We start from the raw sequence: 13,414 nt of genomic DNA, 5'->3' as shown, positions 1-13,414 counted from the left end.
TCATTCTCCTTTTAAGTTATTGGACACGCTAATAAGTTTTTATTTAGCACTTTATTAATATGCTCTAAATAGAGCTCAATCATAGGTGTGTGTAGTAAACACGACTCTTTAAAAGGAGTAAGTAAAGAAGTATTTGTATTTATTATTGCATCAATATTTAAGCCAGTTAACTCACTTTGATACTTTACCTGGTGCTTAAGTTGTTGTTCTGATGAACTATCAACGACATTAATACTGCCTGCAACTTCGTCGATTTTTATAGTTTTAGAGTCAGACACCAGTGATACTTGTATTGCGACTTCATCAGCAGTTGTGCATTCAAGCTCTAATGCATGCTCGCCAATCATAAACCTTGCTTTACCTGTTAGCTCGTAAAAACCAGCTCTTTTACTTTCTAGTAATTCAAGATCAAGATTATTTTCGGTCGTTTGCAGGTTTGCTTCGTTACATAAATAAGAAAATAAGTCGATAAAGTGAATACTATTACATGCCATTCCCCAACCACTACCAGACACCTTCATTGAAAGTACTTCATTGGGGTTTACAAGTGCTTTAATTTGCTGATAAGAAGGATAAAGCCTTCGAGGGCAATTAACCCAAGCAGTTACATTATGCTTTTTAAGCAATGCTTCAATCTCGGTATATTCATTAATTGCTTGGAACAGTACTTTTTCAAAAATAATACAATGTACTTTGTTTTCGGCAAGTAAGTTGTATGTAACCTTTGCTCTTACAGGTGCAGAGGTTGCAATAATACATATATCAAAAGTCTCGTTTTTAGGTAAGTTTTGTGCATATTGCACAGTACTTTGCTCGTTTTCTTTAGAGACTTGTTCAGCTCTTTGCTGTGCAATATTTAAAGAATCCTGTGACGGGTCTACAACCCTAATATTTAATGGTAAAGCACTTTGCAAAGCGCCCTGTAGGTGTCTGCTTCCTAGTTGACCAGCACCTATAATAAGTATTTTATTCATATGTTTTATCTCGTAGTATTGCTTCAGCAAGCATAAAGTCTAGTTTGGTGTCGATATCTATAGAGCTATGGCTATCCATTTTAAAGGCAACACTACTTCCTGACATCAAAACACCCTCGTGCAGCAACTGCTCAACTTTAGTTAAATAAATTGCACCATTTAATCTGTAGTATTGTGGTAAGTCTTGGCTACGCATATTATTTACATTTTTAGGAATAAAATTTTCTAAAGATAATGAATCATCCAATGTGTTAGTCCACAATGGAGAGTGCTCACATTCACAAACAGATATCACTGAATCAGCTTTTTTAGTGGCTAGTAAATCAATCGCACCTTGTATATGAGCTGCTGTACGTAATGGTGATGTTGGTTGCAGTAGCAACACGTAATCAAAATTTTCACCTATACCTTTAAAATACTCGAGCGTATGGCGTACTACATCGACACTACTACTTGTATCTGATGATAGGCTAGCAGGTCTTAAAAAAGGGACTTCTCCGCCAGCGGCCTTTGCCGTATTGGCAATGGTTTCGCAATCTGTACTTACCACTACTCGCGCTATTGAAGGTACATTTTTTGCCGCTTCGATTGACCAGTTAATCATTGGCTTACCTGCTAATGGTAAGATATTTTTACCTGGAAGGCGTTTGCTTCCTCCCCTAGCAGGTATAATTGCTAGAATAGTTTTTTCATTGCTCATTAAAGCACCCCAAGGTCATGAATATCTATTTGTGCACGATTAAAGTCATCATGACGGCCAACATCTAGCCAATATTCATGGATCGGAAATTTTAATGTTTTCTCATCACTCGCTTTTAAGTTTTCAAATAATGTTGGCATGTCTAAATACTCATTGCTTGATAAAGACTCAATTACTTTATTTGAAATGACATATATACCAGCGTTTACAAAGTAGCGATAAGTTGGTTTTTCGACAATATTTGAAATTTCATTGCCTTTACCTTCAATGACACCAAAAGGCACTTTAATTTCATAGTCGCGCACACACATGGTCGCATCTGCTTGGTTAGCATTATGAAAATCGAGTACTTTTCTAAAATCCACGTTTGTAAGAATATCGCCATTAATCATAATAAGAGGTAGCTTAGGCAGGGTTTTTGGTAATAACGAAAGCGCGCCACCTGTGCCTAAAGGAGTATCTTCATAAACGTATGTAATTTCTATATCGTGTTGGCTACCGTCACCAAAGTAATTCATGATTACTTCTGGTAAATAATGCGTTGAAATATAAAACTTATAAAAACCATGGCTTTTAAAATGATTAATTAATGTTTCTAACATTGGCTTGCCACCCACTTTAAGCATGGGCTTAGGGCAGTTATCTGTTAGAGGGCGTAATCGAGTGCCGAAGCCTCCAGCCATTAAAAAAACGGGGTTGTCACATTTTTCAATTTCCAGTGTTTCATGTAATGTTTTTACATTAACAAGTCGGCCGTTATCATCGAGAATAGGTAGAAGCAAAATTTTCTTTTTTTGCATCATTACCTTCAGGGCCTCATTAGACATTGAAGAAGTTGCACTTGTTGGTGACGTGTTCATTATTTCGGTCACAGCATCATCTAGGCCAATGCCGTTAATTAAGCCTCGTCGAATATCACCATCGGTTACTAAACCAATTAACTTATTGCACTCTAGAACAACTAAAGCAGCGTGCATGGCTTGTTTGTCTATTACTTTTAGCGCGTCTCGTATTTTGACATCTGGAGAAATCAAAAGATTTTCAAAATTTGTTGTCATACCTTACCTTCCAGCTTTATGTATGGTCTGGCTCCATAGACGATAGCGGAGTCTGGGAGTGTTTTTAAAACATTAGCGCCAACACCAATTATGGTGTTTTTACCTATTTGAATACTATTAATAACTTTTGCACCGGTGCCAATATGCACTGATTCTTTAACATGTACTTGGCCGCTCATTACTACACCGGGTGCTATATGACAAAATGCAGCTATTTCACAGTCATGATCTATGCTAGCAGAAGTATTAATTATGGTACCAAAACCAATTTTGCTTCCTATGCATATTGTGGCATTTGTTAAAACTTGTGCTCCCTGCGCAATGGCTGCATTTGTAGAAACATGAGCAGAGTTTGCAATCACTGTAGCAAATTGATAAAACTTGCTTTTAAACTCTAAATGGATCTTGGTTCTTAAGCCTGAATAAGGCATTGCCCCAATGCCGTTTACAAGCTCAACCTCATTAGGAGAAAAATCTAAAATAGCGTTATCATTTTTAAAGTGTTTAATGCCTTTAAATAGTTCCTTGCCTGCTGTTATTTCGGGTGCGACAACAGCAATAACATCTCTTCCTTGTAGTAATAGTATTTCTAGCAAAGCGGCGGCATGTCCACCACCGCCAATCATTACAAGCGGCTTATTTTTCATCGAGCAATTGGCCAACTGAGTAATCTTTAGTAGCAGGAGTATCTAATAATGTCCAAAAGTTAATGGGGGCAATACCGCCTCCAGGGCGTTTTACCGCTAAATTATCTGCAGTGAACATCTCTCCTTGTTTAATTGCTTGTGCTGCAACTAAACTTTTACGAGCCACGGCTTTATTTTTAACTTCTGAAGGTCTAGGCCCTTTAATGCCATCACCTAATATTTTTTCTACAATACGAATGCCATCAACCATTTCTTTTAATTCTATTGGATCAAGAGACGCTTTGTGATCTGGCCCTGGCAATCCTTTATCAACAGTAAAATGTTTTTCAATTAACACAGCACCTTTAGCTACTGCAGCAATAGGCACGACTATTCCGGCACTATGATCGGAGTAACCCACTTCGAGCTTAAACGCGTCTTTCATGGTGTCCATGGCATTTAAATTTATATCATTAAATGGCGCTGGGTATTCGGTTGTGCAATGTAAAAGTGTTACTTTGTCTTTTAATAATTGCTTGCCTTGCTCTGAAAAATACGCTGTTTGTAATGCTTCTTCTGTTGCATTGCCTTCTGGGTTTATATAACCAAAAGCAATTACTGATAATACCTGCTCTATTTCAGAAAGCGTCGCCATACCTGTTGATACGATTAGATCACAACCTGTTCTTGCGTGTTCTAGTACTAATGGCGCGTTAGTAATTTCACCCGATGGTAGTTTTAGGCGCGTTATTCCTAAATCATCAACTAAAAATGAAAGGCTTTCTGAGTCAAATGCGGTAGATAAAAATTCAATACCTAACTCATTACAATATTTCACTAACTTATGGTGCGTTTCGTAGCTCAACTCTAATCGCTTTAGCATTGAATACTGAGACTCTTTTTGACCACTATTAGTGACTTGATACTCTGCTTGTTGCGCATCTTCAGTAACTAAATTTTTAGCTTTAAATGTTTGGAATTTAACTATATTGGCTCCTGCTTGATGCGCAGCATCAACAAGAGAAAACGCTAAGTCGTCACTACCATTATGGTTAACACCAGCTTCAGCTATAATTAATGTCATAGAGGTTCTCACTTTAAATCGTAAAAAGATTTGCTCGGCTCAAACTCTAAAGATTTGAGCATTTGAATTGCTTGAGCACTTGCATTGCCGGCGCCGTATGGATTAATAATTGTTTCGCCTGGAGCTTTATAGCTACCTGTAACAGCCGATTTTATTGCTGCTGAAATAGCGACTTGTGTTGCTATACAGTTAAGTACACTTTTAGCTGCTAAACGGCCTTTTTGCCGTACGCCTATATTGACTGTAGGCACGTTAAATGCGGGGACTTCAATGATACCACTTGATGAATTACCAATAACAACAGCGGCATTTTTTATCGTGCTCAAATAGCGCTTTTGTCCCAATGACGGTATTGCACATACTCTATTAGGGTGCTGTTTAGCATAGTCTTCAAGTATGGGAATTATTCGGCGCCCACCATCGTCTGCATTGGGGTAGGTTAAAATAACTTGATGATCTTTAAACTCATCTAATGCATCGAGTAATGCGGTAAAGCTTTGCTCTGGTGGCTCTTCACCTAACGTTACTGGATGATAGGTAACAAGAAAGTAAGGCTGCTTTAAATTAAAGTTTAATGAGTTGCCAATTTCATTAACACTCATAAAGTCACTACGTGCTAAGTGATCTAGGCCAATTGCACCTATATTTTTAACTCGCCCAGGCATCTCACCTAACTGGATAACACGTTGGCGATATTCTTCAGTGGACGTTCCGTGTAAATAGCTAAGTTTAGTAATAGCATGTCGAATAGCGTCATCATACGCCCCTTCGGTGATTTCGCCTCCGTGCAGATGCAAAATAGGTATGCGTAATATCATTGCGGTTTGAGCGGCCGCAAGTGCTTCAAAGCGGTCACCTAAAATGACCAGCGCATCTGGCTTTAATCTACTTAGCGCGTCAGCAAAACCAAGCACACCAAGCCCCATACTTTTAGCGGTACCGACGGCAGTATCTGATGAAAGTAAAATTTCTATTTTTTCATCTATGCTAAAACCATCTTGCTCTATTTGTTTGTAGGTTTCACCAAACTCAGATGATAAATGCATACCTGAAACTAATAGCTGTAATGTAAGCTCTGGATCACTTTGAATATCTTTTATAAGCCAGTACAGCAGTCCATACTCTGCACGAGTCCCTGTAAATACAGCTATTTTCTTTGTCATTATAACTTGCCTAAACTTTTAACTGGAGAGCTTGGTATGTTAACTAAGTGAGCTTCAATAAACTCTGAATGGCTTAAATCGCCTCGCATTGCCTTTTTGAACATAGGTAGTCGATGCATTAATTGCCATATTGGTCGAGTCATTACACCATCAGCATTAGTCTGCTTTAGTAGCTTTTCACGCTCACTGGGGTTTGGGCAAATAATTGCATTTAACCAATAGTTTGATTTTGCATAACTAGGCTCAGTTACAAATTGAAAGTCAGAGCCTTTAAAAAAGTCTAAATATAGGCTGGCGAGATGACGTTTATTGTCGATAAATGCGGCAAGGCTTTCCATTTGCGCACAACCAAGTGCTGCATTTAGATTAGGCATACGATAATTAAAGCCCGCTTCATCATGAAAGAACTCATACGGATGAGGAACCTTAGCTGTAGTGGTTATATGCTTTGTATGCTGTCCCGTGGTTAAGGTTTTGCATAAAACCATGCCGCCACCACCGGTGGTAATAATTTTATTACCATTAAAGCTAATTGCGCCAAAATCACCTAACGTACCTGTATGCTTACCTTTATAAAATGAGCCAAGGCTTTCTGCTGCATCTTCGACTAAAGCAATCTGCCACTCATTGCACACACTGATTAGTTCATCAAGCTCAACAGGATGCCCAAATGTATGCATTGGCACTACTGCCTGAAAGCGCTGTTTTGTTTTTTTATGTATCGGTCCCGATTCGGTTAATACCGCATGTTGCTCTAAAAATGCAGACAATGCTTTAGGGCATAAACCCAAGCTAACGGGTGATACATCGACAAACGCAGGTTCAGCCCCCATGTGATGTAAAGCATTACAGGTTGCTACAAAAGTAAGTGCCTGAGTAATAACGATATCATTATTTTTTACTCCAGCCATATACAGTGCTGCATGCAATGCTGCGGTACCATTTACAGTCGCTACTGCTTTTGCAGTGCCGGTGTAATTTTCTATGTGCGTTTCGAAGTTATCTACAAACTTACCAACACTGGAAACAAATGTGCTGCTTATAGTTTCGGATACATATTGTTGTTCATTCCCTGAAAAAGTAGGTGCATGCAGAGGAATAAACTCGTTAGTTTGGTAGAGATCTTTTACAAATGAAACAAGCTGTTTAGTCATGATATATCTGCCTAATTACATTTTACCATCAAGGTATTTGCCCGTTTCTTTATGCCCAAAATCAGGAAGCATTTTAAAGAAAAGTGAGACAATTTCGTCTTTTGTCCAAGTTTTATCTGCTTTCATTTGAGTGATTCTCTCTTCAAACTCAGATAATAACGCCTGTTCGAAAATGGCATCATTTTTAATAATGCCTAAATTTACAAAACGTTCCATGTCTAATATTTCATTATCAGTAAAAAACTCTTCAAAGTCTTTCTCACCTGTGGTGTCGCTTTCAGTAAATAAACAAGGCCATTTACCTTGTGCTGGTAGAGTTTTTACAAGCTCTCGAGCTTCGTCTTCCGTTTTACATAAAACAGGCTCAAAACCACGTTCTTGAAGGTATTTAACAGCAATGTCAGCGAAAGAGATTAAATGCAATGCTTCGCTTAATTTTGGAAAGAAAATATCTCTATTTTCACCGAAAATACACGACATTAAACATAATTCGCCAGACTCCTGAGGGGTAACAAAATAGCGTTTTATATCACTAGGCGCGACAATTGGTTGTTGTTTTTGTATACGCTGGTTAAAGCCATGTAATAATGAACCATCTGAAAAAGCAACGTTGGCAAATCGAGCAGTAGAAATAGCGATCTCTTCACTTTTACGCATTAAAAACATTTCCATAATACGTTTTGACGCGCCCATCATATTAACTGGATTAGCTGCTTTATCTGTAGATACACAAAAGTACTTTTTTGCACCACAATCAATCGATTGCTGAATCGTTTTATCTGTGTTAAATACATTTACGTCAATCATACGCATTAATGTAAATGGATCTTTTTCACTGCGAACATGTTTAAGCGCAGATAAGTTCAATACATAGTCATATTGCCCATCTGATTTTATAAATGCATCATACTCAACTGAGCCAATATCAAGTGCGAAAGTTTGAAAGTCACCTTCTATATAACCAAACGAACTACGAACATCACGAACTAACTCAACCATGTTATTTTCGCTAATATCGACAACATGAAGCTTCGCAGGATTACGCTTAAATATTTCTTTTGTAACGGCTTGACCAATAGAACCAGCGCCACCTAAAACTAGAAAGCGAGAACTTGAAACAATATTACCAAGCTCTTTTTCATGTTTACTTATATCGTGGGTAAACAATGCTTTTTTACGGCCAATAAGTGACAACATTTTGTTCATTAGATATCCTTGGTTTGTTTTTACCGATACTCGATTCTTATTAAACACTTTAAATTAAGTTTAGCTATAAGCTCTAGTTACTTATTTGAAGTTGTATTTTATCAATTTAGTATTTCTTTTTATCTCAACTCACTGGAACATTTTTTATAAAGTGAGACACTAATTTTAATTATTTACTTGCAATGCTATGTATATGCATTTAAAACGCATGATAGGTACTTAAAGGGAATGCTAGGCTTCATCCTCGCTCACAAAATACCTGATCAATACTATCATTACACTAAACATACCACCCAACAAAACGCCTAGTACGCATATTAGTGCTCTTTTGGGCTTAAACTTCTGCTCAGGCACTATTGCAGGATCTATAGTTTTAAATACATATTCATCACGCACATTAGCAAACATAATTGTTTTTGTTTGCTCTTCAACTAACTTGTATAGCACAGTTCGTATGTCAGCAATTTTAGTTTGTTCTAGCTGCTGAGTTAAAAAAGTAGTACTTTTGTTTGCCTCAAGTACGTCGCGTTGCTTCATGGTGGCATTTATATCTTGTATTAACCAGTTTACCCATTGTTGCGCTACATAAGGTGATACATGCTCTATGGCAATTGTGACCATGCCAGTTTCTTTATTAATATTAGCTGAAACAACCTTTTTGATTTTTTTATACGCCTCTTGCACTGAAGGCTCTGGTTTAAAAGGCAATTCAGCTTCGCGAATCCATTTATTTTGATCTGCAATATAAAGCTCTTCATCATAAATAACTGTATTAGTCTCACGGTTCCATGCTTTAGCTGCCATTAAGTCGGGTAGTATATTGTGTTTTTGAATAAATTCGCTGGTGAACTGACGCGATTTTAGTACCTCAAGCGCCATTTGCGTTTTATCGACCCCACCACCTGAGCCTAAGTTAACCCCAGCTAAACTTGCTAGGCCACCAAACTGGCCCGCTAATGCACCTAAACCACCTTGTTGTTCTTGCTCTGCAGGAGCAAGTAACGCCTCAGACTGATAAATATTAGGCTGGTTTATGGCATAAATAACAGATGCCACAGCAAACAAAGTGGTTATAGCAACAATTATCCACTTACCTTGCCAAATAGCGGTAAATAGTTCGCGAAGGTCTATTTCGTCATCGGCAATGTTGTTTTGCATTGGCATATTTACTTGGTTTAGATTATTTGAGTTGTTTTCCATTTAAATCTCATAAGTTCAGCTATCAGCTATCAGCTATCAGCTATCAGCTATCAGCTATCAGCTATCAGCTATCAGCTATCAGCTATCAGCTATCAGCTATCAAAAAATTGTATAACAAGAACATTAGGTCAAGTTATTGTTTTAGGTTTTAGGAACTTTAGCTCGTCCCTCGTAACACCAAACCTGCGGCTACATTTACGCGGCATAAAGCTCCGCATACAAAACCATTTTTAACCACAGAGTACACCGAGGCGCTGCGCGCTTCACAGAGAAACAAGCTTGCGCGGCGTAAAGCCCCGCCTACAGGCTATTTAAACCCCGAAGCTCGCAACTCGTCACTTCCTTAATCCCTAACGGCTTCTCTTTACCCTCTGTGGTAAATAAAATCACTAACAGACGGACATAAAGTCGCTGTTACGTATACGCGGGATAACCCCCGTCTACAAAATCATTTTGAACCACAGAGTACACTGAGGCGCTAAGCGCTTCACAGAGAAGAAAAGCTCATATTGATAAAAGCCTTTAACTTTAATCTCTTCCTCTGTGTTCTCTTTACCCTCTGTGGTGAATAAGATCACTAACAAACGCGACATAAAGTCGCTGCTACGGTTGCGCGGGAAAACCCGTGCTACATTATATTAAATACCGCTTATGGCTGCTACTGCTACACCTAATTGATATAGAATTTGTGTTGCGGTGCTCCAAAGCGTTAGCTTATCCATATGGCCGGCATCTAGTGGGACAACAATGGTGTCGCCTGGTTCAAGTTGGTTTGAGTTATTAACTGCAAACCAGTTGCCTGTATTTGGTATTGTTACCGAGCCGTTGGCTTTTATTATGTAAATACGGTCATCAGCTGCGCGCTCTTTTAAACCACCACTTAGGTCTATGTATTCGTCTACACTTATACCTTCTTTGTATAAGTGTGATGTAGAGTAATTAACCTCACCCATTACACTAATGGAGTCACGCTTGCTCGGTACATAAAGTACGTCGCCATCTTGCAGTACTAAGTTTTGTTGGTTTTTAACAATCAGCGGTAAGTCTATAACCAAGCGACCTAAAGCATCTACGTTGGCTAAGTCTTTTAACAGCTTGTTCATTTCATCGTAGGTAAGCGTGTTGCTACTTACTGAACTTTGGAAGCTTTTAGATGCTATATCACGGCGAAGCTCGGTTGATAAACGCGCAAGTTGCTGTTGCTCTTGCTTTTTAATAGATTGGCGAGTAAATACAGCGGCATTAGTGGCTGCAAACTCAGAAAAGCCACCTGCGCGTTCTAGTAAGTTACTTAAGCTTTCACCACGACGAATAGTATAGGTGCCCGGAAATTTAACCTCACCTTTTAGCTCTATTTTTAGGTTTTCTTGCCAATTTGGTATAGCAAATATATTTACGCTGTCTTTACTTTGTAATGAAATATTAGATGCGGCTTTACCTTGCATGGCACTTTTTAAATCAAACTTAATATGCTCAATGTTTGATACATCATTAGTGGCAATTCTTGTTATTTCGGCCTCTTGTGTATAAGCCGACTCTAAAAGGCCGCCTGCAGCAGTTATTAGGTCTTTAACTTCACCGCCTTCCATAAGTGGGTATATACCTGGGTACATTACACTGCCACTAATTTCAGTAATCTGCATAGCCTGCATTACACCAGCCTGCTGCTCTAACTTAGCTATTATCGGTTTAAGTAAATTATGGCGGCTAAATAGTGCATAGCTTTTTGCATTTTCTTCTTGCTCTTTAAGCTTTAGCTCTAGCATTTGCGACATGCTTAAGTTTGGATTAGGCTTTTCAAACTCTGCCTTTTTGGTAGATACACCAACGAATTTGTCGAACTCTTTTTGTTGGTATTCATGCCAAAGCTCTGCTTTTCTTTGTTGGTTTTGCTGCTCTTTAGTTAACGCTAAATTTGCAAGGGCTATATCTTCACGTTGTTTATCTTCAAAGCGACTAAATACAATAATTTTATCGTTAGGATTTAACTGTAAGTTGTTTTCAGTGTTTTTTGTAATGGCCTTTGCTAAATCGAATTGGTGAATTTCAATATCGCCATTTACGTTAGTTTCACGCACTACTAATGCATAGTCTAAATCGGCCTGTGGTAATAAGTCACCACGTACTGAGCCTAAAATATCTGAAATACGTTTACCTTTGTACCACTGGTAATTACCAGGGCGTACTACAGCACCAATTAAACTAATTGAAGTTTGGTACTGCTCACCAATCGCGCTAAAGCGAATACGATCGCCATCTTGTGGAATGTAGTTAACCTGTTTTTTACTAAAATCGACCGAAAGTACTTCTTTGTGTTGGTTGTTAAAGCGCTCAACAATCACACTTTTAGCGTAAGCATTGGGTTTAATTCCACCTGCCATTTTTAATAATTGTTTTGCTGTTTCGCCTTTTTTCAGCTCAAAAATAGCAGGGCGTTTCACTAAACCTTCAACCGTTACTTGCTCTCCTACCGATGGAATAAACACCACATCGCCAGGTTTTAAAATAATATCGTTGCTGCTATCACCACGAATAAGTAAATCGTATAGGTCAAAATTAGCAACAAGTTTACCACCACGCTTTACTTGAATATTACGCAGCGATGCAATATCCGACACGCCACCACTAATAAATAATGCATGTGACACAGTAGTGAGCGACGATACGCTATAACTACCTGGCTTGTATGCTTCACCTAAAACCAAAATACGAATACTACGTAGTTTACCAAGCGATACAAACGCTTTAACGCCAATAACCTCTTGTTCTACTTTTACTTTAATTAGTTCTTTAACTTCAGCAAACGTTAAACCCGCTACTTGTACTGGGCTTAAGTCGGGAATATTAATACGCCCTTCTCTATCAACAATAACCTCAAAGCTTTCACTTTCTTTACCATAAAAGTTGATTAATAGCTGATCGCCACGCCCTACTAGGTACGTATCAGGAACGGGAGCGCTTTCATTAGGCATAAATGTGGTTGGTTCGCCAGCAAATAGGTCATAACCGAATGGTTTTACTGCGTCATTTTCAGGTTTGAATCGTTCTTCATCTGTGAGTGGTTGCTCGTCAGTTGTATTGCGCTCACCTACTGTGGGTTTGTCTTGCTCGTTATTTTTGCCACTTGCACTACCGGCACCTTCAAGGCTTGAAATATCTACGCCATATTGCTTTGCCAGTGCCTGTTGTTGTGACTTAGGTAACTTTTGAAACTGCTCAAGTTGAGCGGCTGTTGGCGCAAATGCTAATGTGCTAAAGCTACAAATAAGTACAAAAGTACTTAATAAATATTTAATAACGTTCACGAGTAGGTATTTCCCTAGGTCTACAACCAAAAATTGGTGGGTATCATACATTATTTATCAGTAAATAAAAAAGGGACTTTAGCCCCTTTTATAGTTTTATTACAATTAATTTACCACTTGTTGTTAAAAGCTGTAAACCAATGTTAATGAGGTTTCTGTATCAGTTGCTTCTTTATCATCAGCAACATCTGAGTTATTGGTTATATTATAAGCCACTTTCATTTGTAGTGAGCCGTTAATTTTAGTTAGCAGTGCTGTTTCTGAACGAGTTTTAGTGTTTGTATCACCATATTCTACTGACACTAATTGAGTAAAACGCGCGTTGTCTGAAATTTTCCAGCTAAAGTCCATTTTACCTAAGGCAATTACTTCGCCTTCGTATTCACCTGCTAATGAGTTGCCGTTTTCATCAACCTCGTCGCTAATATCTGGGTATTTAAAATACTTATAACCCGGACCAATTTCAGCGTTTAGTTTCATGTTTGACTCGTTTAATAAGCGTAAACCATAACCTGCTGAAATAACTGATTCACTTCGGTATGCACCAAAGTAATCAGAAACGTGCGACCCATAAATGAATAAATGAGCATGTTTTTCGTTTAGCTTGTAGTTACCTTGCGCTGAAATAGAGTACTTTTCGTTAGTGCGCTGTTTTTCTTTTGTGCCGTCGTCGTTTTCTACTTCATCTTCTTTGTAGATGCCGTCTAACTTATACTCATTATTCCAACTTTCTAAGTTATGTAAAACTTTAATGCCACCTTTTAGGGTAGTTGTTTCTGTATTACCACTGGTAATAATAGCACCCACTTCACTGGTTACTTCCCAGGTTTTTTGTTCTTCTTCTGATGCAAATGCACTGGTTGTAGCTGTGGCTGCTACTAAAATTGATAAAAGCTTAAGTTTCATTAAAAAATAACCCTGTAAATATAATATGTATACTTATT

The 13,414-nt window shown here is 38.3% G+C and carries 11 protein-coding genes; all 11 read right to left on the bottom strand.

The annotated features are described in order from the left end of the window. Nucleotides 1-11 precede the first annotated feature (11 nt). Nucleotides 12-974 (bottom strand): Gfo/Idh/MocA family oxidoreductase, encoded by a 963-nt coding sequence (locus B1F84_RS02415; RefSeq protein ID WP_131690472.1) that lies wholly within the window; start codon nt 972-974, stop codon nt 12-14. After that, nucleotides 967-1,674 carry an acylneuraminate cytidylyltransferase family protein gene (locus B1F84_RS02410; RefSeq protein ID WP_131690471.1) on the bottom strand — a complete coding sequence of 236 codons (708 nt, stop codon included), beginning with the start codon at nt 1,672-1,674 and terminating at the stop codon, nt 967-969. The genes B1F84_RS02415 and B1F84_RS02410 overlap by 8 nt, the downstream gene beginning before the upstream one ends. Then, the gene (locus tag B1F84_RS02405) at nt 1,674-2,732 is read right to left on the bottom strand and encodes a nucleotidyltransferase family protein (RefSeq protein WP_131690470.1); all 1,059 of its coding nucleotides are present in this window, start codon (nt 2,730-2,732) and stop codon (nt 1,674-1,676) included. Before B1F84_RS02405 ends, B1F84_RS02410 begins: the two co-directional genes overlap by 1 nt. Further along, a complete protein-coding gene (locus tag B1F84_RS02400) occupies nt 2,729-3,379 on the bottom strand; it encodes a NeuD/PglB/VioB family sugar acetyltransferase (protein WP_240702010.1) in 651 nt (216 codons plus the stop codon). Before B1F84_RS02400 ends, B1F84_RS02405 begins: the two co-directional genes overlap by 4 nt. Beyond that, nucleotides 3,369-4,442: an N-acetylneuraminate synthase gene (neuB, locus tag B1F84_RS02395; RefSeq protein WP_131690469.1), complete on the bottom strand. Its 1,074-nt coding sequence runs from the start codon at nt 4,440-4,442 to the stop codon at nt 3,369-3,371. The genes B1F84_RS02400 and neuB overlap by 11 nt, the downstream gene beginning before the upstream one ends. Nucleotides 4,443-4,450: 8 nt before the next feature. Beyond that, a complete protein-coding gene (gene neuC, locus B1F84_RS02390) occupies nt 4,451-5,605 on the bottom strand; it encodes a UDP-N-acetylglucosamine 2-epimerase (protein WP_131690468.1) in 1,155 nt (384 codons plus the stop codon). After that, nucleotides 5,605-6,759: a LegC family aminotransferase gene (locus tag B1F84_RS02385; RefSeq protein WP_131690467.1), complete on the bottom strand. Its 1,155-nt coding sequence runs from the start codon at nt 6,757-6,759 to the stop codon at nt 5,605-5,607. Before B1F84_RS02385 ends, neuC begins: the two co-directional genes overlap by 1 nt. A 15-nt stretch (nt 6,760-6,774) precedes the next feature. Next, nucleotides 6,775-7,965, bottom strand: coding sequence for a UDP-N-acetylglucosamine 4,6-dehydratase (locus B1F84_RS02380; protein WP_131690466.1), 1,191 nt, complete (start codon nt 7,963-7,965; stop codon nt 6,775-6,777). A gap of 231 nt (nt 7,966-8,196) precedes the next feature. After that, entirely contained in the window at nt 8,197-9,165 is a 969-nt protein-coding gene (locus B1F84_RS02375; RefSeq protein WP_131690465.1) for a Wzz/FepE/Etk N-terminal domain-containing protein, read from the bottom strand. A gap of 638 nt (nt 9,166-9,803) precedes the next feature. Next, nucleotides 9,804-12,470, bottom strand: coding sequence for an SLBB domain-containing protein (locus B1F84_RS02365; RefSeq protein ID WP_131690463.1), 2,667 nt, complete (start codon nt 12,468-12,470; stop codon nt 9,804-9,806). Between the two features lie 123 nt (nt 12,471-12,593). Next, nucleotides 12,594-13,376, bottom strand: a complete 783-nt coding sequence (locus tag B1F84_RS02360) for a DUF481 domain-containing protein (RefSeq protein WP_131690462.1) — start codon at nt 13,374-13,376, stop codon at nt 12,594-12,596. Between the last annotated feature and the right edge of the window lie 38 nt (nt 13,377-13,414).

It is taken from the genome of Pseudoalteromonas sp. DL-6 (assembly GCF_004328665.1).
GTDB lineage: Bacteria > Pseudomonadota > Gammaproteobacteria > Enterobacterales > Alteromonadaceae > Pseudoalteromonas.
Note: the sequence above shows the minus strand (reverse complement) of the source record. Positions and strands in the feature narration are given on the sequence as shown.

Excerpts from the sequence above, each read along its gene's own strand:
- B1F84_RS02415 (WP_131690472.1), bottom strand. The coding sequence starts at position 974 with ATGAATAAAATACTTATTATAGGTGCTGGTCAACTAGGAAGCAGACAC.
- B1F84_RS02410 (WP_131690471.1), bottom strand. The coding sequence starts at position 1,674 with ATGAGCAATGAAAAAACTATTCTAGCAATTATACCTGCTAGGGGAGGA.
- B1F84_RS02405 (WP_131690470.1), bottom strand. The coding sequence starts at position 2,732 with ATGACAACAAATTTTGAAAATCTTTTGATTTCTCCAGATGTCAAAATA.
- B1F84_RS02400 (WP_240702010.1), bottom strand. The coding sequence starts at position 3,379 with ATGAAAAATAAGCCGCTTGTAATGATTGGCGGTGGTGGACATGCCGCC.
- neuB (WP_131690469.1), bottom strand. The coding sequence starts at position 4,442 with ATGACATTAATTATAGCTGAAGCTGGTGTTAACCATAATGGTAGTGAC.
- neuC (WP_131690468.1), bottom strand. The coding sequence starts at position 5,605 with ATGACAAAGAAAATAGCTGTATTTACAGGGACTCGTGCAGAGTATGGA.
- B1F84_RS02385 (WP_131690467.1), bottom strand. The coding sequence starts at position 6,759 with ATGACTAAACAGCTTGTTTCATTTGTAAAAGATCTCTACCAAACTAAC.
- B1F84_RS02380 (WP_131690466.1), bottom strand. The coding sequence starts at position 7,965 with ATGAACAAAATGTTGTCACTTATTGGCCGTAAAAAAGCATTGTTTACC.
- B1F84_RS02375 (WP_131690465.1), bottom strand. The coding sequence starts at position 9,165 with ATGGAAAACAACTCAAATAATCTAAACCAAGTAAATATGCCAATGCAA.
- B1F84_RS02360 (WP_131690462.1), bottom strand. The coding sequence starts at position 13,376 with ATGAAACTTAAGCTTTTATCAATTTTAGTAGCAGCCACAGCTACAACC.